This is a genomic window from Halotolerantifilum yawarlongkerapense (assembly GCF_054506745.1).
Map to the genome: position 1 here is coordinate 1062970 of NZ_CP199719.1, position 23010 is coordinate 1085979.

A 23010-nucleotide genomic window follows, 5' to 3' on the forward strand; every position below is an offset into this window, starting at 1 on the left:
GATTAATAGTTCACTTTTTTTATTTCTGAATATTTACAATTTAATGAAAATTTGTTATAATTTTTTACAGGAGGTGGTCATGGATACCAATGCATACACACTACTATTCACAGAACTCCGTCATACTCTTTATCAAACTTGTCATCACATCATGCGGGATCATCACTTAGCGGAGGACCTTGTGCAGGAAACGTATCTGCGCGGACTCAAATACCATCACAAGCTTAGAAATCATTCGAAAATCCGAAGCTATCTGATGCGTATAGCAAAGAGTCTGTGTTACAACCAACTGCGCAAGCGCTCCCGCGAACACGCTGAAGCGGAGATCCTATCGGGTACCCTTGACCTCAACTACTACCGGACCGACTTGAACTTAGAGATACTCAAGCATAGGGAGCACATGTCCAAAAACGTCTACTCGGGCTTCGTCCTCCGTTATTACTACGGCTTCAGTTGGTATGAATCCTCGGGTCAACTGGGTATGAACCCTCACACCTTAAAAAGCAAACTGTATCGTCATCGACAATCGATCCTTCACTCTGGTGCCCTATCGAAGTGCTGGTAGTCTTTGGACGATTGAAACGTCCCACCCCAACGCCAACCGCTTCGTATAAAAATTTCAACTGCAGGGTCTCCCCATTTGAGGAGGCCCTGTTTTTCTTTCGTGCGATCTAGGTACTGTACACCCTCTGCCGGTTGCACGGAATCGCTTCGCACATAAGGGTTCTCCAACGGGTTGAGATCAACAGCCCTCCCGTGGGCATGGAGAGACAAGCGAGAAGTCCCCTCGATCACCCTGTGATTGAACGCACTGGTGATGTCACGGGCCATCAGCTCCTGATCGTCGCCATCATAAAAACAGGCCCGATGGATTCTCCTGATGGGAAAACGGATGCTGTAGAGCCGTGCGAAGATCAAGCCGACCTCCTCTGCTACCTCGCGGTGGACGATCAATTGTCCCTGCTGCTCGATCCCCTGAAAGTCCACGTAGGGAACGGTAACCAACCTGAGCGAGAAGCGATTATCCAGAATCGTAGGATGATAGCTCCTCCCCAGCATGTTGGCGAAGACACCATCCTCTATCGCGGAAACAGCGTACCCCTCATTCCGAATCTGTTGGTTCACCTCGTGTAGGGATTGTTGAAGCCCCAGGTGCTCCTCCTGAGCGTCGGGGCTGAAGAAAAGGGCTGTGGCCACCATCAGCGACAGGATCATCGCTGGGTGAGTGGGACAGGAATCAAACGCCTTTTGCGCGCGTAGTAGATCCGTTCAAAGCCGATCTCGCGTAGGAGCCCGGAGGCGTGAGAAAACCCTGCCCCCACATCTTCCGCTCGATGTGCGTCCGAACCGATCGTTAAGATCTCCCCCCCCAGCTCCTTGTAGTCGTAGAGAACTTGACGACTCGGTAGCGTATCCTTCAGACCGTAAGAACCTCTCAGGCCCGATGTGTTGATTTCCAAGCCAATGTGATGATCGATCAATACGCGCAGGGCTTCCCGCACCATGGGGCGAATCTCCTCGTAAGAAACACCGCGCACCGGTTCATTGTACCGTTTCAGAATATCGAGGTGTCCGACGAACTGGAAACGATCGAAGGCCAGGACGCTGGCGATCAGATCCTCGAAGTAGCCCTCCCACGCTTCCATCGGTGACTTTCCTTCGAAATAGGTCCCAATATACAGATCCTTTTTCTGGATCGTGTGCATGGAGCCCATCACATAGTCAAAATCATAGCGGTCAACCATCTTCCTCAGGTCCTCACCTATGTGAGGCTGAAGGCCCGCTTCGATACCATACAAGACTTGCACACCTTGCGCCTGATCCCTGAGTGCCATCATCTTCTCATTGTAGGCCTCCAGATCCAGGAGAAAGGAGATCGATGGATCCTGGTAATCATAATCAATGTGATCGGTGATCCCGATTACCTCCACCCCGTGCTCCTTCGCATATTGTAGGATGCGCTCCAATGATTCCTCGCTATCTGACGAAAAATTCGAATGAATGTGCAGATCAATTCGCATGATTGGCCTCCTCTGTGCATAGCATTTTGCGATTATCCCTTTCCCTTTATTATAACAAAACTTTGGTCAAAGGGGAGAGAGAACAGCCAGTCTTTTCCATAGAAAAAACTCGCCTAGGCGAGTTAGAAGGGTAGTGCTTCATCGATCTCTGTTGACTCCGATTCTTTGAAATCCAAAAACTCTACATACCGGGCATTCACTTCTGTGACAAAGACACGGTGCCCATCGGGATGATCGTACTGTCCTGTGGAGATCCTACCTGAGATCGCGACCAATCTACCCTTACCGAGATAAGTCACACAGTTCTCCGCTTGCTTGCCCCAGACGACGATCCTCGGGAAGTCCGCCTCTCGTTCCCCCTCGGGTCCTCTGCGATCGATGGCGATGTTGAATCGGGAGTACATCTTACCACCTTCTGTCTTGAACAGTTCAGGGTCTTTGGTCAACCGACCGATCAACGCTACTTGGTTCATGATTACCTCCTTAATTTCCTTTATATGTAAATTATACATTAATTACCATATAAAGTCAAAAAGAAAACGTGGCGCGCCACGTTTACTCCTGTAGGAGGATCCGATCGATCATTTCTTCTGCATACGAGATCACATCACCCGTCACTTGACCGTCACTTTCATCTATGACCGCGAGATAACCTTCCAAGTAACTTGCGAGCGCACTATCCAGCTGTTGCTGGGAGAGCCTCCTGTAAAATCCGCGCTGTTCATCAGTGACCACCCCACTGTGAATTTCAGCAGAAGTGGCGCCGTATAAGAATAATCTGCCGTAGCTTTCGTAAAGCGAACGGATCTCGTCCGATCGTCTCTTCCCCGGATGCGTCTGTAAGAATACCTCGGTGGATCGAATGCGTTTCCACAGGGATTCACGATCGACCGAAAGAAGGCCTTCAACAGCACTCGGATTCGCCCGTTCTTGCGACATGATCTCGATGTAGTCTTTCATGTAAGGAGTTACGTACGGCGTGTAGACCTTGAAGACGCGGAAATCCGTCACGAGGACGAGATCCTGCTCTTCCCAGCGTAACTGGTAGAATGTGTCGATTGTTTTGTGGAGAAAACCCTCTACAAATCCAGGACCCAAGGAGTCGTAGGTGATACGCCCATTTTCATCAAGCGCGTCGCTACTCACTACTCTCTCATCGTAACCGAGGTCTTGGAAGGCTCTTCCATAGGGTTCCTCATAACGGTGGACGACGTCGATCAGACCATCCACCATCACTTCTGCCTCCAACGGGGTCAGGTTTTCAATATGCTCATCAATGTAGGCTTTTAACTCGTGCGGTTCACTCCCCGACACAGACATCTCTTGAAATCGATTGAGAATCTCCGTTTCCGATCCCGACGCTTTCATGTTCGGGGGAGACGATACTGGTTTCGGTGGCTCCTCCGATTGACAAGCTGTAAGCAGGAACAGGAGGAGTATAAGCGCCAGACCTAGGTTTCTTCTCACCACAGCTCACCTTCTGTCCATTCGGTTCGCTGCATCATCAGAAGGAACCAGGGGGCAAAACGATTGGGATCCCTTTTCACTTCCTCCTGGAGGTCGGTGAGATCAACCCAGCGGATTGCATGGACCTCCTGTCTGCAAAAGGGAACCTCTTCGCTCTTCGCTCGGGCGATAAACACATGATCGATCTCTCGTTCGATCAGACCACCTTCGAGCTCGGCTTCGTAGATGAAGACAAAGGCCTCTTCAATGGGTAGAAGGATGCCTAATTCCTCCTGGAGTCTTCGGAGTGCTGCCTCCCGATGGGTCTCCCCGGGATTGGGATGCGTACAACAGGCGTTGGCCCACTTGAGCGGCGCATGGTATTTATCGGCCGCACGTTGTTGCAAGAGCATTCGTCCCTCGCCATCTAATACGAGCACACTGATGGCACTGTGCCAACGCCCCTCGCGGTGTGCCCGGATTTTCTCCATCAACCCCACGCTACGGTCCTGCTCATCGACCAAGACTACATGTGTCATCATCACCCCTCCATCCTTCTTAGCATTTAAGCCATTATACCAAGAAGGGGGGGACCGGGACAAGCTTCAGACGCTCAGGATCTGATTGATTCTCGATGAAAGCTGTTGGTACAAGAGAACTGCCACGACCAGCTTAAAGAGATCGCCAGGGATGAAGGGCAATACACCAATGGTAAGGGCCTGCGGATAATCAATCCCCAGCATCCACATCAGCCATACCGAACCGATCAGATTCACCACAACGATACCAAAGACAAAGGTCCCGAGTCCTATCGCCCAAAGAGCGTTCACTTCTTCCTTCAGCAGGCTCAATCCAACGCCCCCAAGAAGAAAACCCAGGAGATATCCGCCGGTGGGGCCCATCAGCACACCGATCCCGCCGGTACCGCCCGCGAAGATAGGTAAGCCGATCGCGCCCAACAATAGGTAGACGCCCAAAGCTCCGGCCGTTCCCCGCGGCGTCAGTAGGAGCGCCGCTAGCATCACGCCAAGGGTTTGCAAGGTCACAGGTACCTGGCTAAAAGGTAAGGGTATCGAGATCAAGCTTAAGATTGCAATTAATGATGCGAAAAGACCCGACAGGATCATCTCTTTCGTTCTGTTCATAATAGTCAACCACCTCCAAAAACATGTTAACCATTATCGCGCGGTCTGTCAACCACAAAAAAAATAACGTTAACCAAATTTCTCTTGTGCTAAGTGCCATCATCTGATAAACTTTTAACGAATCCAGCCGATGTGAGCCCCTGCTTGCTTTGTTTGGAGACAATCGAGCGCCACCTGACTGAAAAGCTACGGCTGATCACGAAAGGGTCACGCATGAGTATGCAATCAGGCTTAGGCCTGGTACTTTTGACGTGGACTTTTCTCGGATCGCCGGGAGGAGTTTTTTTTATTCTGATAAAGGAGAAGGATACGATGTCGAAACGCATAGCTGTCATCGGGGCCATCTTGGAGGACCCCAGAGAGCAACACGGACGGTTCAATCAAGTCATCACCCAATACCAACACCTGATCTACGGACGCATGGGACTTCCCTTTCATGACGACCACCTGTCAGTGGTTTCCCTGGTGGTCGCTGGATCACTCGACGAAATCAACGGTCTCACTGGTAAACTCGGGGGTATTCCGGGTATCTCGGTGAAAACATCGATATCGAAACGAGAGGTGAACCGATGAACCAGACCATAGAGCATTTGATCGACCGTCTCTACAAGGGGGACACCTTAGAACACCATCTTCTCTCCCGCTTGATCGAGACATTAGATCGGGACACTCGTCCATACCTCTACGAGAAAGCCCTGCAAAAGCGCTACGCCTATTATGGAGATACCGTCTATATGCGCGGCCTGATCGAGTTCTCGAATATCTGTAAGCGACAGTGCCTCTACTGCGGTATCAGTGCCGACAGAAAAGGGATCGCACGGTACCGACTATCCGATCAAGAAATTTTGGATTGCTGTGAACAGGGTTATCGCTTGGGTTACAGAACCTTCGTCCTCCAGGGCGGCGAAGATCCTCATTACACGGATGAGCATCTACAGAGTCTGATCCGGAAGATCAAAGACACCTACCCCGAGGTGGCCCTTACACTATCGATCGGCGAACGTTCACGCGCCTCATACAAGGGGCTTCGCGACGCCGGTGTCGATCGCTACCTGCTCCGTCATGAGACGGCTTCCGAGACGCTCTACAGCCAGCTCCATCCCGATGGATCGCTTGTCGACCGTAAAGCCGCTCTGCACGATCTAAAGGATTTGGGCTATCAGGTAGGTGCCGGTTTCATGGTGGGTCTACCCGGTCAAACCCCAGAGGATCTGGCTACGGATCTTCTCTTTCTCAAGGAACTCGATCCCCAAATGATTGGCATCGGTCCCTTCATACCCCATAGTGCGACACCCTTGAAAGATGCTGAGGGAGGATCCCTAGAGCGAACGCTCGATATGGTTGCCCTCACCCGCTTGCTTTTACCCAAGGCCCTATTACCCGCCACCACAGCCCTTGGTACTCTCGACCCGCTCGGGAGAGAGAAAGCTTTGGCCGCAGGGGCCAATGTCGTGATGCCAAATCTCTCCCCCACGACACAGCGGGAGAAGTACGAACTCTATGAGAATAAAATCTGTACTGGCGACGAAGCAGCCCACTGCCGCCAGTGCATCGAAGGACGGATCAATAGGGCTGGTTTCACTGTAGACCTCGGCAGAGGTGACTACGATGATTGGAGGAAACAACATGTTCATCAAGCATGATCAGATTGAAAACACTCTCATTGCGGCAAAAAAACCGACCACAGAAGCAATCCGTTCGATTCTAGATAAGGCCCGAAAGAAAGAAGGTCTCAGTGAACTAGAGGTCGCGAAACTTCTTCAGGTTGAAGAGACCCCCCTGCTCGATGAGATCTTCCAGGTGGCCGGTGAGATCAAGCAAAGTATCTACGGCAACCGCGTGGTCATCTTCGCACCTCTTTATATTTCAAACTACTGTGTAAACAACTGCACCTACTGTGGTTATCAGCAGTGCAATGACTTCGAAAGACGCAAGCTCCAGAAAGCGGAAATCGAGCAAGAGGTGAAACTACTCGAGAAGATGGGGCACAAGCGGATTGCCCTGGAGGCTGGCGAAGACCCAAAGAACTGCCCCATTGATTACGTGCTCGAAGCTATCGATACAATTTACGGAACAGAGAATGAAAACGACACGATTCGGCGGATCAATGTGAATATTGCTGCCACCACGGTGGTGAACTATAAGAAGTTAAAAGAAAAAGGGATTGGAACCTATATTCTCTTCCAAGAAACCTACCATAAACCGACCTACGAAGCAGTACATCCCCGCTCGCTGAAAGGGGATTACGATTATCACCTGACCGCCTTCGACCGTGCACAGGAAGCCGGAATCGATGACGTGGGGGGCGGAGTGCTCTTCGGCCTCTACGACTACAAGTTTGAAGTTCTTGCCCTTATGCAGCACAATGCTCATCTTGAAGAGCGATTCGGTGTGGGCTTTCACACCATCAGCGTCCCAAGATTAAAAAAGGCAGAGGGTATGAGCTTGGAAGATTTTCCCCACCTGATCGATGACGACGATTTCAAAAAGCTCGTGGCCATCATCCGTCTAGCCGTTCCCTTCACGGGATTGATCCTGTCCACACGAGAATCCATCGATATGCGTCGTGAAGTCATTAACTACGGTGTCTCCCAAATCAGCGCGGGCTCCTGCACGGGTGTGGGGGGCTATAAGGAACAGGCTGAGTCGGGACGGGACGTCAGCCAGTTTGAAGTGGCTGATCACCGCGAGCCCGTTGCCGTGCTCAAGGATCTGCTCGACGCCGACCTGATTCCATCCTACTGCACGGCCTGCTACCGTTCGAACCGCACGGGAGATCGCTTCATGCGCCTGGCCAAATCCGGACAGATTCAAAATGTCTGTCAACCGAATGCCCTCATGACCTTCATGGAATTCATCTGTGACCATGGGGATGAGGAGCTCACCCGTAAGGGCCGAAAAACTATCTACGAAGCACTCGAGACCATTGAACGCGAAGATGTGCGCGACCTGACGCGTGAGAACCTCCAGCGGATCGAAGCTGGAGAACGGGATCTGTTCCTATAAAGAAAGGCCTGCCGAGCGAATACGCTCGACAGGCCTTTTTATCTAGTATCTTTCAACTACATAGCGTTCTTGAAGATGCCGATGACTTCCTTGAGCGTTGCTGTTCTCGGGTTGGTCAACTGGCAAGCATCAGCTTTCGCGTTATTTGCCATCACTTCAAAGTCTTTTTCTTCAACATTTAGATCTGTCAAGCCGGCCGGGATACCAATCGCTGTAGAAAGCTTTTTGATACCATCGATGGCACACTGAGCTGCTTCGAAGGTGCTCATGCCCTCGATATTTTGTCCCATGGCCATGGCTACGTCTTGTAACTTATCGGCACAACCGATCAGGTTAAACTGTTGCACGTGTGGCAACAAGATCGCATTGCACACGCCGTGTGGTAAATTATAGAATCCACCGAGCTGATGAGCCATCGCGTGAACGTAGCCTAAGCTCGCATTGTTGAACGCCATACCTGCTAAGAACTGAGCGTAAGCCATTTTCTCTCTGGCCACCATATCTGAACCGTTGGCTACTGCCACGGGAAGATATCGTGCTACGAGTTCGATAGCCATTAAGGCTGCAGAATCGGTCAGTGGTGTGGCTGCTGTGGACACATAGGCTTCCACCGCGTGAGTCAACGCATCCATGCCCGTGGCTGCCGTGAGCGCAGGAGGCATACCGGCCATTAATTCGGGATCGTTGATGGAGATCTTAGGGGTCACGCGCCAGTCGACAATCGCCATCTTGACCTTGCGGCTCGTATCCGTGATGATGCAGAAGCGAGTCATTTCGGATGCAGTACCTGCTGTTGTGTTCACAGCTACAAAGGGAACCATATCGTTCGTCGACTGGTCGATTCCTTCGTAATCATGGATCTTGCCGCCGTTGGCCGCGAGGAGTCCGACGCCCTTGGCACAGTCGTGCGAGGAGCCGCCACCGAGTGATACAATCGCGTCACAGCTTTGTTCCTTCCACGCTTCAAAACCTGCATCTACGTTCTTATCCGTTGGATTCGGCTCTGCCCCGCCGAATACATACGCTTCGATACCTGCCGCTTCGATGATACCCTTGACTTTGTCCGCCATACCCATTTTCACGAGCCCGGCATCTGTCACGATCAGTACTTTTTTCCCACCAAGGGTTTTTACTTTTTCGCCCACCTGGTTCACTGTACCTGCACCCAATAAGTTCATTGTAGGAATAAAATAAGCGCTCATTGACATAACATGACCTCCCAGTCTTTTCGTTTCTCTCTGTAGTTTTTCATCTTCCATTCGACACACGGCGATTTGCGATCAAAGCCCCTCGGTTGAATGCACCTCCATTTCCTCTTTCTTTTTTACCTCACCCTCCTATAGTGCAAATATGATGCCGACTTTTTCATCGGTTCTATTTGCACGATTGTTTGAATGGTTCAAAGATAGTCTGTTCTTTTTCAGAACATTCAGATACGTTATACCTGGTCTAAAACGGAACATCGTTCCATATTGCATCAGCTTCAATAGCCCACACAGAAATTAAGTAGGCGCATTCGCTTAAGAATGCGCCTCTTACAGATCCGGACGTGCGGGTCATCGCATCCGGCTCCTCCACAACTATCCCCCTTTGGGGTGGTAATCATCGTAAATTTTCACAAGGTCCACAAGACCTAGGAAGTCAAACCATTCATTCGGCATGGCCATATGCGCTTGCTTTGATAGCGAGTTATGCCATCGGCTCATGGCCAGCGGAATGATTCTTCCCCTCCAGCCATTGCGACGCATAGCCTTGTACATTTTCTTTGGTTTTCTCCAGCTCCTCATCTGCACCATGCGAAGGCGCCTTCTTATCCATCTCATAGCATTGGTAAGAAGGGTCTTGATATTCGCGATTGCATAGTAGTTAGCCCAGCCTCTAAGCACTGGATTCAACCGTTCCTTAATGAGGTTTCCTATGTTCACCGTCTGGTTCCTACGGGTGATTTTCTTAACCTTGGCTTTGAAGGTTTTCACCTTCCTTTCCGGCACTCGAATCGTTCCCCACGGGGTAAATTCAAATCCCAGAAAGACGAAACTCTCTGTGTAGCTATCCACGATTTTAGTCTTCTCCGGATGTACCTGGAGTCTATAGGTACCTTCTAGGAATTTATTAATTCCTTGCAGTACGCGTTCCGCTCCCTTTTGAGATTTATGAAACACAATGAAGTCATCCGCATACCTTACCATCTTATGACCTCGTTGGGCCATCAACTCGTCAAATGCATGGAGATAGATATTAGCGAGCAAGGGGCTAAGCACTCCGCCCTGCGTCGTTCCCTTTTCCGTCTCGTGAAAACATCCGTATTCAAGCACTCCTGATTTTAATGTTTTCCTGATAAGATCGAGTACCTCCGGGGCCTCGATTTCTTTTTGGACTTCCTTCATCAAAAGCTCTTGATCTATGGTGTCAAAGTACGATTTCAGGTCTGCGTCTATGACATATCGGTAACCCGATCGTAGGACTTTCTTGATTTCATCCACTGCCATATGCGCACTCCTGTTCGGTCTAAATCCATAACTACACTCAAGAAATTTCCGCTCAAACCGCGGTTCAATCACCAGCCGGATGGCCTGTTGAACAATCCGGTCTTCTACGGTTGGTATGCCTAGGGGCCGTTTCTTCCCGTCCGGTTTATCGATGTACACTCGTTTGACAGGCTTTGGTCTGTAGCTTCCCTGCTTTAGCTTTGCCTGAAGGACTTCTAGATTGTTCTCCAGGTTCTCCTTATAGTCAGAGAGCGTAATACCATCCACCCCAGCGCTACCTTGATTTCGTTTGACTTTCTTAAACGACTCCTTGAGATTCTCCATCTCATAGATTTTCTCATACACGGCTTTACCACCTGTTTTCCTTTGTGTCCTCTTACTCTTACTCGCAGACTGCTTCTTCCTTGTTTCCCATGCTACGTACCGGAAGATATTTATCCGTGTATCGCTTTTCTTTAAGCGTCCTCTGGATTTTCCCCCATAGCAAACGGTGTACCCTTCTGTTCCACCCCGGGTCTTTAGGTCTTTCACCTCGCCGGCTTCTGCTCGCTCGTATCGGTCTTTAGGAGTGCCTTGTCTGACTTATTGTGGGTGCATAGGTCTTCGCGCGCATCTATGGGCCTTTTGGGTCCCATGTGCCCCCGCATTCTGTTGATGCAGGTCATCTATGTGCTGCCCTCCACTTGTCGCCAAGCTTCATTGCATAGACTTCTTCACTACTATACCGCACTCTGACTCCTCACCAGCCATCTAAATCCTCTCCCGCTTTCGCCTTTGATGATTTATACCCTTTCAGGAACCGATGAGGTCTCCATGGGTCACGTCAATATACTTTCCCACTGCCCCAGCCCTCTTAACATCATGTGGATCTGCTTATGGTATTGGAGTCTCCCACACTTTACAAGGTTCTCCTCCAGCATCATGCTACCATGGGTTTTAATTGCAGCTCTGTGCAGTGGTTTGCCTTACGATCCTCCGCACCCCTTTTCGCAAAGACGCACTATCGCTCAGCTATCTGCTTCCGCCATATCGGTGCATTCGGGACTTTCACCCTTTAGTATATTGCGCTGCCACGCGCACAAAATCCCCTTCATCCGTAGATGAAAGGGGATCTAATGGAACCGACTATTGTAAGGACTCGACTTTACGAGCCACCTGATCTAGGAGATCTTCAACTGCGATTTTCTCTTTATTACCTTTTTCACGTCGTGTGGAGAGTTCTACCAGCCCATCCTTGGCATCACGACCCACTACCACTCTCACGGGAATTCCGATAAGGTCTTGATCGGAGAATTTCACTCCGGGCGACTCGTTGCGATCATCGAAGAGTACTTCGTAACCAGCAGAGAGTAAAACTTGGTAGAGATTATCCGCCAGTTCCATCTGCTCGCTTTTCTTTGCATTCACCACCGTCAAATGCACGGTGTAGGGTGCCACCTGAGGTGGCCATAAAATGCCATCTTCATCGTGAAACTGATCGACAAGAGCCGATAGGATCCGGCTGATCCCAATGCCGTAGGACCCCATTTGAAAATGTCTCGCTTTTCCTGTTTGGTCGAGGAACGTAGCATCGATCGCCTTTGAGTACTTATCCCCGAGCTGAAATATATTACCAACCTCTGTTCCTTTATCCAGTGCCACAGGCGCCCCGCAAGAAGGACACTTATCTCCCTCGTGTACCATGAGCAAGTCATCGCAGATCATCATGTCCAGGTCGGCGATCACTGCGTTCTTCACATGGTAGTTGAGCTCGTTAGCCCCTACGATCATACGCGATTTCTCGAGTACGCGACGGTCGGCGATGAGTTCCACGCTCGGATCCAGTCCTTTGGGGCCGATGTAGCCATTGACACTGCCGATACTCTCCGTCTCTTCTGACGTGAACATCACGAACTCATCCTCAGGCAGATTGACGAGTCGCGCGAGCTTCACGAGGTTCAGTTCGCGATCACCCGGGATCACGACGGCAAATTTTCGTTCACCGTTTTTAAAAAGCAAAGTTTTGGCAAATTGATCAGCCGGAACCTCGAAAAACGTCGCCAGCTCATCGATACTCTCGATACCTTCTGTTAGCACACGCTCTTCGGGGCCTTCGAAAGCAGCAACCGTGTTCACATCGTACAAGCTAGAAGCCACTTCATCGGTCGCAGCATAGTCACAGGCATCACAATAAGCGATGGTGCTCTCGCCCACAGGGGTAATGGCGATGAACTCATGGCTCATGTTTCCGCCCATGTTCCCTGAATCACCCTGGACAACTTTGTACTTCAACCCCAATCGATCGAAGGCACTCTCGTAAGCACGCCACATGTTGTCGTAGGAAGCCTGCATACCGTTTTCATCGATATCGAAGGTATACGCATCTTTCATGATGAACTCCCGCGCACGCACGAGGCCGAAACGCGGCCTCCGTTCATCCCGGTATTTTGTCTGGATCTGGTAAAGATTGAGCGGGAGCTGTTTGTAAGACTTCAGCTCGTTTTTCACAAGATCCGTGAAAGCTTCTTCGTGCGTGGGGCCCAGGCAAAACTCTCTGTCTCCCCGGTCTTTCAAGCGGAACATTTCGGGACCGAAGTTTTCCCATCTACCGGAAGCCTCCCAGAGCTCCCTAGGTTGCACAGCGCTCATGAGTAGTTCCTGGGCGCCGTAACGATCCATTTCCTCGCGTACAATGGCCTCTACCTTCTTCAATACTCGGAAACCGAGCGGTAGGAAGGAATAGATGCCGCTGACTAACTTTCGCACCATACCGGCGCGCAATAGATACACTGCGCTCGGGATATCCGCATCATTCGGTACTTCCCGCAACGTAGGCATGTAGTATTTCGAACACTTCATCACTTGTCACCTCATCCTTTGTCTGATATTCCTGTCTATTATACATCATCAATAGTCAGTTGGAAAGCGAGTCCTCCTATACGTTTCATGCCATCTCGGGTATACTAGGATTACGAGGTGACTAGATATGGACGACAAGAAACATAATGAACAAAAAATATGCTTGGGCTACCAACAACGCACGCTTTTCCATGCGGATTTTATGCCCGAGACACCCATGCAATCGACTTGCTACCGGCTTTTTTTTCAACGCTCGGGTCAGGTCTTACTATCGATCGACGACAAAACCTATCGCTTGTTGACCAATGACTTCTTATTGGCTAGACCCGGTACACAGGTCACCATTCAGCCCGGTGATCCGAGTTTCCGTTTGCTCGTGATCGATTTTAGGTTCGCGGTCAACTGCCAGGAAGGGACCGCCTTTCCCGACCGCCTGCAGCACCTTGAAGATCTCCTGTGGTTAAGGGATGAACGCGGTCTCGTGATCGCGCTGCTACAGCGGATTATCGAACGAAATGAGATGGATGATCTCACGGTCCCAGAAGATCCAATCCTATTGAGTGCCTTATTCGCCGAGATGGGCATTCTCCTGATGACGCAAGGAGAGCAGACAGAAGAAAATGCGGGCTACGTCAAACGTGCCTGTTGGTATATCGAGAGGCATTACCACAGGAAACTTTCCGTGGACGAAGTAGCGAATCATCTGGGCATCACCGGCCGTTACCTGCAGTGGTTGTTCAAAAAAGAGCTGGGCGAAACCGTGCTCGAAAGAATCCAGTCCGTCAAGCTCGAGAAAGCCACCGCCCTTCTCGAACACACCGATCACACCATGGTCGACATCGCTGATTTCGTAGGCCTTTCCAATCAACAATACTTCGCAACACTCTTCAAAAAGAAAATGGGGGTAACCCCTTCTGTCTACCGCCGGCAAAAGAGAACTTCCCAAAATTGAACATCGAGATTCCAAAGAACACAGAAAACAGGCAACGTTTTCCCGGTTTGTTTTCCGTATTTTACACATCGAAATCATCTTCATTTCATCATATGAGAAGACAGACTGGCTCACCTGTAGTAAACTGTTCGCAGACCAAGATTTTGCATTCATTCCCCCCTAATGATGAATAGCAATCTTGTTGACGGTCCAACCGTCACAGGAGAACCTCCGGCCATCTGGTGCTGGAGGTTCTTTTTATTGTCCTCCTGCAAAACCTGATGGGAAGCACATAAAAAATCCCCCCGGTGGTCGGAGGGATCTCGTTAGCTTATTGCATCTGGGCTTGAAGGGCGGTGATGGCTACCGTTCCAACAATATCATCTGCAGAACAGCCGCGGCTCAAGTCGTTGATCGGCATCGCCAGTCCTTGACAAATAGGGCCGTAGGCATTGGCACCAGCCAGACGTTGCACGAGTTTGTACCCGATGTTTCCCGCATCCAGGTCAGGGAAAATCAGGACGTTTGCTTTTCCAGCCACCGGTGAATCCGGTGCTTTCTTCTGTCCTACGGCGGGAACGATCGCTGCATCAAGTTGCAACTCCCCATCGACCTTCAGATCAGGCGCCAAGGATTTGGCCAGCTTAGTCGCTTCCACGACCTTCTCAACATCTGGGTGTGAAGCAGATCCCATGGTGGAGAAGGAAAGCATACCCACGATGGGCTCCTCATTTACCAGGGAGCGGAAAGTCTTAGCCGAGCTAATGGCAATGTGGGCCAGCTGCTCAGAGTCCGGGTTGGGATTTAATGCTGTATCACCAAAAATAAAGATACCTTCCTGACCGAATGCAGGATTTGGCACTTCCATCAGAAACACCGCGGATACTAACTTCGTACCCGGAGCTGTCTTTAGAATCTGCAGAGCGGGACGCAACACATTGGCCGTGCTATGAGCAGCTCCGGCAACCATGCCGCCGGCAACTCCTTTTTTCACGAGCATCACACCGAAGTAGAGGGGATCTAAAAGTAGTTCTTTCGCCTCATCCACGGTCATACCCTTGCTCTTGCGAATCTCGGCGAGCGTTTGAGCATAATCATCTAGCGCTTCATAGTTGGCCGGATCGATAAACGTCGCACGACGAATGTCCCAATCGCCAGCTTCCTTCAGAATCGCATCTTTATCTCCCACCAGAATGATATTCGCAATCTGAGCTTCCAAGATTTTCGCCGTGGCTTCAATCGTACGCGGATCTGTCGCCTCGGGCAAAACGATCGTCTGCAGATCGCTTTTGGCCTTTTCAATCACTTTGTCCAAAAATGCCATTCTCCATCACTCCTCATATACTTTTCCTGACAACTCATTTCCCTACTCATTATACCGTAGCAGCTCAATGTATACAATACACACTACCAACTACTTCCTATTCAATAAGTGCAGTTTTTTCGCGTTCTTTAACTTTTCATCTAGGATTTCCAGTACTTTCTGTGAATCAAAGGGAATGATCTGATCCCTGAAATTCTTCTGTGGCAAGAGGATGCTGGTGAACAACCATTTGTACCCCTTTTCAATGTCCTCGAAGGTCTTTAACGCCAAACGAAGTCGATCATTGAACGCCGTATAGGTCCGGTCATCACAATCTGTCTTCACGGTGATAAAGCTCTGTTGGCCATACTGCATAAAGAAATCCTCGTCTTCATAGAAGGCGCGGAGGGCTTCATTGAACGCCCGGCCCTGCAACTCGTGCGCGGCGCCCGTTGGGGGCGCCTTATCCGTCGTCTCCTGATAGAAAGTCAGCATCCAGACGACCAGTTGACTCCCCTCTTCGACTGCATGATCGTAGACCACATTGAAGTAACGCTTGAAATTGTCGCCCCCAGAATCCCGGAGGTACTCTTCCTTATTGCGCATGCGCATGTCGATTCTCGTCCGTAGAAAATCATCTTCAAAGGGCTTAAGGACATAATCATTAATCCCCAGTTTGATACTGTTGACAAAATCACGTCTTTGGTTGAGGCTCGTGAGCACAATCACGGTGACTTCAGGCCATTTCAGTCGGATGTTCTCTAAGATCCGGAATCCCTCGCGATGATTCAGATTGACGTCGATGACCACGATGGCCACCTCGTCGTGGTGTTGCACCAATAAACTCACAGCATCGTACTCCGTCTTCGCAGCATAGAAATCGAGCCCGTGATTCTGGCAAATATTTTTCAGCCTCATGGATATCGGCATATTATTGTCCACATGGATTAGTGCGGGCAAGGCAACCCCCCCTTTGTATCTCCTCAATCCTTATTATACAAGAAAAAGCCCCTAATCTGGGGCTTTTTCTGTGAGAAGGGGTTCGTTTTTCGTGTTCTCGATAATCTCTTTCAATTGCTCCTCAGAAATCACGCCCGGAGCATATCCAAAGTTCGTGCGGTCCTTGTGTACAAAGTATGTTGTGGGAAATCCCGTGACGCCAAAAGCTCCTGCAAGAGATCCCTCTTCATCGAGGATAATCTCAAATCCGTACCCGGCTTCCTCGACAAAGGCTTGCACCTCCTCGGGTTTCTCACCGACATCAACCCCAAGCAGAACCACATCGTCGTATTGGTTCGCAACGGACTCAAGAATGGGTAGTGCATCTTTACAATAAGTACACCATGTTGCCCAGAAGGTCATCATCACATACTGTCCTTCATAATCTGCTAGTTGAACAGAGCTACCATCGAGGCGTGTCATCTCGAAATCAGGTAGTTGCTGGCGTTCGACCTCTTGTTCGGTTTCCTGCTCTTCAGACGGCCCTACTTCTTCCTCAGGAGCAGCAGGTGCCTCAGCTTCGATTTGTACTTCCGGTGGTCCGGCGTCCCCTTCCACACCACCAGCGTTGCAACCGGACAACACTAGACCGATACTCAGTAGCAAGACCCCTGCGATTGTCCATTTTTTCATCTTCATCATCTCCTAAGCATTTAAATACGTGGCGATTTTCGTGATCTGACCGAAGAATACCAACAAGCCAAAGAGGACCAGCACCCAACCGCTGAGTTTCGTGATCTTCTCCAGGTGTCGTTCCGCCTTTGCCAGGAATCCACCAAAGGCATCAATGAACAGGGCCGTTAGGATAAAGGGCAGGCCCAGCCCCAGCGAGTAGACGAGCAGTAGATAGAATCCCCTATCGACTCCTCCTTGTGACGCCATCATCAGAATGGCCCCGAGTACCGGACCAAAACAGGGCGTCCATGCTGCGGCAAAGGAAATACCCAGGAGAAAGGCTCCCCAGGGAGAGTTTCCCTTTCCATAAGACTTCTTTCCAAAGCTCAATTTCGATAGATCCAAGGGGATCAGCCCTGCCATCACCAACCCGAAGAAAATGATAAACAGACCACTGACTCGCGTCACCCACATACGGTAGCGCACGAGCAGATCCCCTATGAAGCCGATGGAAGACCCCATCGTTACAAATATGATGGTAAAACCCAGAACGAACAGAAGGGTCCTTCTGAAGGCCAGGCCTTTACTCGGGGCTGTCACGCTACTGCCCGTGATATACAGGATATAGGCCGGGATCATGGGCAGGATGCAAGGTGATAAAAAGGAAACGACGCCGGCAAAGAAAGCCATGGCCGTTGAAATGTCTGGCGTTTGGATCAGCAAAATCTGATCACCTCCATGCATGTACACCCATCCGTTTGCAGATGAGATTAATATTCATTATACCTTATTTGTTATGCTGAAAGCAAGGGCCTCCCCTAGCCGCGGGGGTTGACTGAATCGAAAAAAAGACCCCGCCTGACTTAGAGCGAGATCTTTTTGCTTCGCGCTGTCTACTCGACCGCTGCCAAGATACGGTCCAGCCCCTCTTTGATGTTTTCAAGGCTCGTGGCGTAGGACAGGCGGATATACTGGTCTGTTCCAAAACCGATACCCGGTATGACAGCAACTTTTTGGCTATCGAGCAGATAGTCGGCGAAATCCAGGGAACCCTTGATTATCTTGCCTCCATAGGTTTTGCCAAAGGTCTTCTCGATATTCACGTAGAGATAGAAAGCCCCGGCGGGTTCAAAGCAAGTGAGGATTCCCGAAGCAGAAATCCGTTCGATCATGTAGTCCCTTCTCTTCTTATAAGCTACGACCATCTCTTCCACCACCGATTGATCTCCCTCGAGAGCGGCGATGCCTGCATACTGAGAAATAGTCGAGGGATTCGATGTTGCGTGAGATTGAATGTTTTTCATCAGATCGGCCAGTTTTTTGTTGGAAGCCGTATAACCCAGACGCCAGCCGGTCATGGCGTAGCCCTTGGAAAAGCCGTTCACAACAATTGTTCGCTCCCGCATGCCGGGCAACTTGGCGATACTGTGGTGTTCACCATCGTAAATCAATTTTTCGTAGATCTCATCGGAAATGACAAACAGATCATGACGAATGGCAAAATCCGCTATGGCCTCGAGGGCCTCGAGGTCGTATACACCCCCCGTGGGATTCGAAGGCGAATTGAGCAGCAGGGCTTTCGTCTTCTTGGTAACCGCGACTTCTAGCGATTCGATGGTATAGCAAAACCCGTTCGCTTCCTCTGTCTTCACCAAAACCGGAACTCCGCCGGCCAAGCGCACATGCTCTGGATAGCTTACCCAGTATGGGACGGGAATCAACACTTCATCCTGCGGGTCCAATAGAGCTTGAAAAATATTATAAAGCGAATGCTTGGCACCATTGGAGACCACGATCTCGTCAGCACTATAATCCAGCTGGTTTTCACGCTCGAGTTTCTTCGCGATTGCCTCCCGTAGCTCCGCCATCCCGTGGGCAGGTGTGTATCCAATGGGTTTTCTCTCGATCGCATCGATCGCTGCTTCTCGAATCATCTCAGGTGTTCTGAAATCTGGTTCGCCCGCACTGAAGCTAATCACATCTTCGCCGGCCTTCTTCATCGCGTTGGCCTTCGCCGTTATGGCCAGTGTGATGGACGGTTCAATCTGTTGCCCTAGTGTTCCATATGGTTTCAAAAGTACCCCTCCTCATACATTGTGTATTTACCCCATCATTTTAACAAATGTAAGGCGAATAGGGTAGGGGAACCTTAAAGTGTTACGCCGATTTCCTTCGTTTTGTTAAGCTTTCTGATGAAGCAACAAATAATGAGTAGGTCTTACAAAAACATAGCAAGGGATTGAATTTTATTGTAAAACCGTATACACTATTTTTAAAGGAGGGAATGTGAATGTCAAAACAAGCAAATATCGACTGGTCGAGCTTACGGTTCGATTATCTGAAAACAGACCTACGTTACGTCTCCTATTACAAGGATGGCAAGTGGGATGATGGCCAATTGGTGGAGGATAACAAAGTCCACATCAGCGAAGCATCAACAGCTTTACACTATGGCCAACAGTGTTTCGAGGGTATGAAAGCTTACAGGACGAAGGACGGAAAGATCAATCTCTTCCGCCCAGACGAGAACGCCAAGCGAATGCAGCGGAGCATGCGCCGCATCATGATGCCAGAAATCCCGGTGGAAAAATTCATCGACGCCGCTATGCAAGTCGTAAAAGCCAACGAGCATTTTGTGCCGCCTTATGGTTCAGGTGCAACGCTCTACCTTCGCCCCTTTGCCATCGGCATCGGTGACAACGTCGGCGTTAAGCCTGCTCCCGAGTACCTTTTCTCGGTTTTCTGCGTACCGGTTGGTCCTTATTTCAAAGGTGGCATGGCCCCAGTGAATTTCATGACGTCTGACTACGATCGAGCCGCTCCCAACGGAACAGGCGCAGCAAAAGTTGGCGGCAACTATGCCGGAAGCTTGCTTCCACACGAGGAAGCTGTTCAAAAGGGTTACGCGGATTGCATCTATCTAGATCCGAGAACACACACGAAAATTGAAGAAGTGGGAGCAGCCAACTTCTTTGGTATCACGGAGGACGGTAAGTTTGTTACCCCCGTCTCCCCATCCATTCTACCGAGCATCACGAAGTACTCGCTGATGCACATCGCCGAGAACTACCTCGACCTTGAAGTGGAAGAGCGAGATGTGCTGATCGACAAGCTCGATGAGTTCACTGAAGCCGGTGCCTGTGGTACGGCGGCTGTGATCACCCCTATCGGTAGCATCATGCACAAAGGGAACGAGCACACATTCTACAGCGAGACGGAAGTTGGCCCCGTGACTAGGAAACTCTACGATACACTCTACGGCATCCAATTCGGCGATGTTGAAGCACCAGAAGGTTGGATCTACGAAGTCAAATAAAGAATAGCCGGTTCTCACCGGCTACCATTCCCCTCGGTATCACCTTTCTTCTGAAAGGCGAAGCCGAGGGTTTTATCTTTCCATTTTCCACCTTTTTTCTGGAGGTATCGCCCCAAGTAATCCACAGGAGATTTGATCAGTGTATTAACGGCTTTCCGTGCATCGCGTCGGGATTTCTTCCGAATGTCATCGGAAAGGGGCTCCCCCATAATCATATAACGATAGGTATTGAGGGTAACGTAGCCCAGGAAATGAGTGAGATAGGCATTGCCATATCCTTGGAGTAACGAGGACACGAAGACATGTGCGAAGGGAATCTTTGTGATCGATTGTTCCGTTTGGTTCTCGACAAACTCGATCAATTCCTCGTCGAACTCCTCGTAGAGACCTGTCACGGCGGCACCTGTGATCACGTTGCGATAGAAAGCCAAGATATCCTTTGGGCTCTGTCTCAATCGCAGGTGTCTGAAAATCTTAGCCAGCAGATCAAGGTTGATCCCCAGGATCAAGAGGGTATCCAACACACCATTCTGGGACAACGCCACATAGGTGAAACAGGCCCGCCCCTTGTCCTTGATCAACTGTTCAATTTCTTCGAAGCGACTCTCGTAATACACCCCCACTGCTTCGCGCATGGCTTCCTTGTCTTCGGCTGCAATGGCCCTGTCAAGGTCTGCTTTCGTAGGATCAGATGGATCGAGATGTTTCCGAACCCTTTTGGCGAGTTTCAGTGTGCTCACCTGGTCTCCACCTGCATAAGAATTCAATAGTGCAACGGGTGGTTGCCTCAAATAGTCGATCATCGGGCGACCTAGGTACCAAGTGAGCAACCCACCGATCAACAAATAAAACACTACATCGAACTGCTCGTTGAGACGATCGAGAGAAGTGCCGATGATGAGCAGTTCTTTTATGAAGAGGTAGACCACGAACACAAAGAAGACCGTCATCACCGTCGAGATTACTTTTCTCATCTTTTTCCCTCCCGATGGGCACATAAGCCATTTGTTTTGTGCCTTTTTTCCAGCATACCACATCGGCCCCTCACGAGAGGAGCCGATGTTTTCCCTAGTATGAAATCTGTCTCAAGTCTCCGCTCACGCGGTCAAGGTAAGCGATGGTAAATGCGTGCGTCTTCAGGTCCGCCTTCAATCGGGCTTGGTACGATTCCTTGGACCAAAGGATCTCCAAGATGTGCGGTTCATTGGTCTCGATGATGGTCATATCCCCGTTGAATGCGGGGTATGTGTTTCGAAAACGCATCATCTCAAACAAATTTTTGACGACAGGACGCTCAACCTCACCATCAATCTCTTCAATCGTGTAGTTGTGCCGGTTGATGTTGCGTCCAATCTTCGTGGCTTCCAAAAGTTCGATGTCATTCTCGCCGGCGAACAACCCTACATAGTAGACCTGAGGTACTCCTGGAGCGAAGAATTGAATGGCCCTTGCCAGGAGATAGGATCGGTCATTATCTCCCAAGGCGGAGTAGTAGGTACAATTGAGTTGGTAGATATCTAGATTTTGATAAGCGGAAGAATTGTACTTTTTCTTCACGTTAGCCCCTTGGTCGAAAAGTGCTTCTTTTGTCCGATCGATCTCCTCCGGCGTCATGAGGTCGACCACGTCAACGACTCCGATACCATCATGGGTATCAAGCGTGGTGTACTGGTTGCGTGGGCATACCTTCATCCAGTCAACAAGACGCTTACGGTCACCGAAATAAAGCGTATGCAGCACCAACATGGGGAGCGCGAAATCGTAAACCCAGTAACCGTGGTCCGCTAGGTTCATTTGAATCGAGTAGTGTTCGTGAATTTCGGGTAAAATGGTCACTTCGTAAGGGGCAACCACCTTCTGAATCATTTCGAGCAGTTCCCAAATCTCCGGTTCCACAAAAAAACAAGTGGTTCCCTTTTTCTTCACGGCATAAGCGAAGGCATCGATACGAACTACCTTGGCCCCCCGCTCACAGAGTCCTCGGAGCTGACCTGCGATGAAGTTTAAGGTCTCTTTTTTGCGAAGATCTAGATCGATCTGCTCTTCATCGAAGGTACACCAAACACGGTCTTCTGATCCATCTGCAAAAGTTACCGATAGAGCAGGAGCCTTCGGTTTCCGCTTGTAGATGATATCGATTTCTTCTTCTGTTGGTCCGTCCTCACCCCAGAACTCGCTGTATCGGATGAAGTAATCCTTGTAGGGTGAAGCGTCTTTCTTCTCGAGAAAGTCTTGAAAATACATAGAGCGCTGTGAGATATGATTGATCATAAAGTCGTACATCATGTCGTAATGCTCGGCGATGGCCGTCACATCATCCCACGTGCCAAACTCCGGTGAAACTTCATCATAGGTCAGGGGCGCAAAACCACGATCTCCCGAGGAGGGGTAGAAGGGCAAGATATGCACGCTCCCCACTACTCCCTTTAAGTGTTGGTCGAGCACCCATTTTAGATCCTTCAGATTCTTCCCCAGGCTATCTGGATACGTAATCAACATCACTTGATTTTTCACGCTCATTAAAATGCCTCCTCACTTCATACTTCGTTACTCTCATTCTACCAAGCATTTCAGCTATGAGGAAGCTCCTCGATCAATATTTAGCATCTTGCACAGTTTTGATGTGTATTTTTTCACTTCTTGATGATTTAGCGCCCGCACACTCGTGACTTCAGTCGTGAGTTAGGGCGTTTTTTTCGCGCAATATGCTTAATATTCCCTGTCAAAAAAAAGAACATATGTTTCAATAACAGAAAGGTGATTTCATTAACAAAAGAGCTTTGAAGTGGTAACGATATACATTCGAGTCGTAACTCTGGGGTTTTGCATACCAAAAAGGATATGATGAGTTACAAGATCTAAGATTCGCCAAGGATGAAATGAATGCAGTTTGCTGTAGCT

Annotated in this window: 22 protein-coding genes; 6 read left to right on the forward strand and 16 right to left on the reverse strand. The window is 49.8% G+C overall.

The genetic code is table 11. The features are described 5' to 3' along the window. Window positions 1–79: 79 nt before the first annotated feature. Window positions 80–565, forward strand: coding sequence for an RNA polymerase sigma factor (locus ACULM0_RS05175; RefSeq protein ID WP_463679381.1), 486 nt, complete (start codon window positions 80–82; stop codon window positions 563–565). On the opposite strand, the gene ACULM0_RS05180 is transcribed toward ACULM0_RS05175, so the two are convergent. The 6 genes from ACULM0_RS05180 to ACULM0_RS05205 all read right to left on the reverse strand — a co-directional run bounded on the left by ACULM0_RS05180 (window position 535) and on the right by ACULM0_RS05205 (window position 4612). Continuing rightward, the gene (locus ACULM0_RS05180; protein ID WP_463679382.1) at window positions 535–1200 is read right to left on the reverse strand and encodes a M15 family metallopeptidase; all 666 of its coding nucleotides are present in this window, start codon (window positions 1198–1200) and stop codon (window positions 535–537) included. The genes ACULM0_RS05175 and ACULM0_RS05180 overlap by 31 nt on opposite strands. A gap of 11 nt (window positions 1201–1211) precedes the next feature. Beyond that, window positions 1212–2021 carry a histidinol-phosphatase HisJ family protein gene (locus ACULM0_RS05185; protein WP_463679383.1) on the reverse strand — a complete coding sequence of 270 codons (810 nt, stop codon included), beginning with the start codon at window positions 2019–2021 and terminating at the stop codon, window positions 1212–1214. A gap of 122 nt (window positions 2022–2143) precedes the next feature. Continuing rightward, window positions 2144–2494, reverse strand: coding sequence for a single-stranded DNA-binding protein (locus tag ACULM0_RS05190; RefSeq protein WP_463679384.1), 351 nt, complete (start codon window positions 2492–2494; stop codon window positions 2144–2146). Between the two features lie 82 nt (window positions 2495–2576). Continuing rightward, window positions 2577–3488: a hypothetical protein gene (locus ACULM0_RS05195; RefSeq protein ID WP_463679385.1), complete on the reverse strand. Its 912-nt coding sequence runs from the start codon at window positions 3486–3488 to the stop codon at window positions 2577–2579. Next, on the reverse strand, window positions 3485–4009 hold the full coding sequence (idi, locus tag ACULM0_RS05200) for an isopentenyl-diphosphate Delta-isomerase (RefSeq protein ID WP_463679386.1): 525 nt from the start codon (window positions 4007–4009) through the stop codon (window positions 3485–3487). The genes ACULM0_RS05195 and idi overlap by 4 nt, the downstream gene beginning before the upstream one ends. A 63-nt stretch (window positions 4010–4072) precedes the next feature. Beyond that, window positions 4073–4612: a biotin transporter BioY gene (locus ACULM0_RS05205; RefSeq protein WP_463679387.1), complete on the reverse strand. Its 540-nt coding sequence runs from the start codon at window positions 4610–4612 to the stop codon at window positions 4073–4075. A gap of 312 nt (window positions 4613–4924) precedes the next feature. Between ACULM0_RS05205 and ACULM0_RS05210 the strand changes: the two genes are divergently transcribed. The 3 genes from ACULM0_RS05210 to hydG are packed head-to-tail and all read left to right on the forward strand — an operon-like array spanning window position 4925 to window position 7618. Beyond that, on the forward strand, window positions 4925–5185 hold the full coding sequence (locus ACULM0_RS05210; RefSeq protein WP_463679388.1) for a TM1266 family iron-only hydrogenase system putative regulator: 261 nt from the start codon (window positions 4925–4927) through the stop codon (window positions 5183–5185). An 8-nt stretch (window positions 5186–5193) separates the two neighbouring features. Continuing rightward, window positions 5194–6255: a [FeFe] hydrogenase H-cluster radical SAM maturase HydE gene (gene hydE, locus ACULM0_RS05215; protein ID WP_463679855.1), complete on the forward strand. Its 1062-nt coding sequence runs from the start codon at window positions 5194–5196 to the stop codon at window positions 6253–6255. Further along, the gene (gene hydG / locus ACULM0_RS05220) at window positions 6239–7618 is read left to right on the forward strand and encodes a [FeFe] hydrogenase H-cluster radical SAM maturase HydG (RefSeq protein ID WP_463679389.1); all 1380 of its coding nucleotides are present in this window, start codon (window positions 6239–6241) and stop codon (window positions 7616–7618) included. The genes hydE and hydG overlap by 17 nt, the downstream gene beginning before the upstream one ends. Before the next feature lie 56 nt (window positions 7619–7674). Here hydG and ACULM0_RS05225 read toward each other — a convergent pair whose 3' ends face one another. From ACULM0_RS05225 to ACULM0_RS05235, 3 genes are all read right to left on the reverse strand, one after another. Next, a complete protein-coding gene (locus ACULM0_RS05225; protein WP_463679390.1) occupies window positions 7675–8826 on the reverse strand; it encodes an iron-containing alcohol dehydrogenase in 1152 nt (383 codons plus the stop codon). A 372-nt stretch (window positions 8827–9198) separates the two neighbouring features. After that, window positions 9199–10452: a group II intron reverse transcriptase/maturase gene (gene ltrA, locus ACULM0_RS05230; RefSeq protein ID WP_463679006.1), complete on the reverse strand. Its 1254-nt coding sequence runs from the start codon at window positions 10450–10452 to the stop codon at window positions 9199–9201. Between the two features lie 780 nt (window positions 10453–11232). Further along, window positions 11233–12945 (reverse strand): proline--tRNA ligase, encoded by a 1713-nt coding sequence (locus ACULM0_RS05235; RefSeq protein WP_463679391.1) that lies wholly within the window; start codon window positions 12943–12945, stop codon window positions 11233–11235. Between the two features lie 127 nt (window positions 12946–13072). Between ACULM0_RS05235 and ACULM0_RS05240 the strand changes: the two genes are divergently transcribed. Continuing rightward, on the forward strand, window positions 13073–13897 hold the full coding sequence (locus tag ACULM0_RS05240; protein WP_463679392.1) for a helix-turn-helix transcriptional regulator: 825 nt from the start codon (window positions 13073–13075) through the stop codon (window positions 13895–13897). 310 nt (window positions 13898–14207) lie between these two features. On the opposite strand, the gene pta is transcribed toward ACULM0_RS05240, so the two are convergent. The 5 genes from pta to ACULM0_RS05265 form a co-directional block, all read right to left on the reverse strand. Further along, complete coding sequence (pta, locus tag ACULM0_RS05245) at window positions 14208–15200, reverse strand: phosphate acetyltransferase (protein ID WP_463679393.1); 993 nt, start codon at window positions 15198–15200, stop codon at window positions 14208–14210. A gap of 90 nt (window positions 15201–15290) precedes the next feature. Next, window positions 15291–16139, reverse strand: a complete 849-nt coding sequence (locus tag ACULM0_RS05250; protein ID WP_463679394.1) for a response regulator — start codon at window positions 16137–16139, stop codon at window positions 15291–15293. A 51-nt stretch (window positions 16140–16190) separates the two neighbouring features. Continuing rightward, window positions 16191–16811, reverse strand: coding sequence for a TlpA family protein disulfide reductase (locus tag ACULM0_RS05255; protein WP_463679395.1), 621 nt, complete (start codon window positions 16809–16811; stop codon window positions 16191–16193). 12 nt (window positions 16812–16823) lie between these two features. After that, window positions 16824–17516 (reverse strand): cytochrome c biogenesis CcdA family protein, encoded by a 693-nt coding sequence (locus tag ACULM0_RS05260; RefSeq protein ID WP_463679396.1) that lies wholly within the window; start codon window positions 17514–17516, stop codon window positions 16824–16826. 170 nt (window positions 17517–17686) lie between these two features. After that, complete coding sequence (locus tag ACULM0_RS05265) at window positions 17687–18868, reverse strand: pyridoxal phosphate-dependent aminotransferase (RefSeq protein ID WP_463679397.1); 1182 nt, start codon at window positions 18866–18868, stop codon at window positions 17687–17689. Between the two features lie 215 nt (window positions 18869–19083). Between ACULM0_RS05265 and ACULM0_RS05270 the strand changes: the two genes are divergently transcribed. Beyond that, entirely contained in the window at window positions 19084–20109 is a 1026-nt protein-coding gene (locus ACULM0_RS05270) for a branched-chain amino acid aminotransferase (protein ID WP_463679398.1), read from the forward strand. 14 nt (window positions 20110–20123) lie between these two features. Here the strand turns inward: ACULM0_RS05270 and ACULM0_RS05275 are convergent, their stop codons facing one another. Both ACULM0_RS05275 and gtfA read right to left on the reverse strand, forming a co-directional pair. Next, window positions 20124–21083 (reverse strand): DUF697 domain-containing protein, encoded by a 960-nt coding sequence (locus ACULM0_RS05275; RefSeq protein ID WP_463679399.1) that lies wholly within the window; start codon window positions 21081–21083, stop codon window positions 20124–20126. 94 nt (window positions 21084–21177) lie between these two features. After that, entirely contained in the window at window positions 21178–22629 is a 1452-nt protein-coding gene (gene gtfA, locus ACULM0_RS05280; protein WP_463679400.1) for a sucrose phosphorylase, read from the reverse strand. Window positions 22630–23010: the final 381 nt, after the last annotated feature.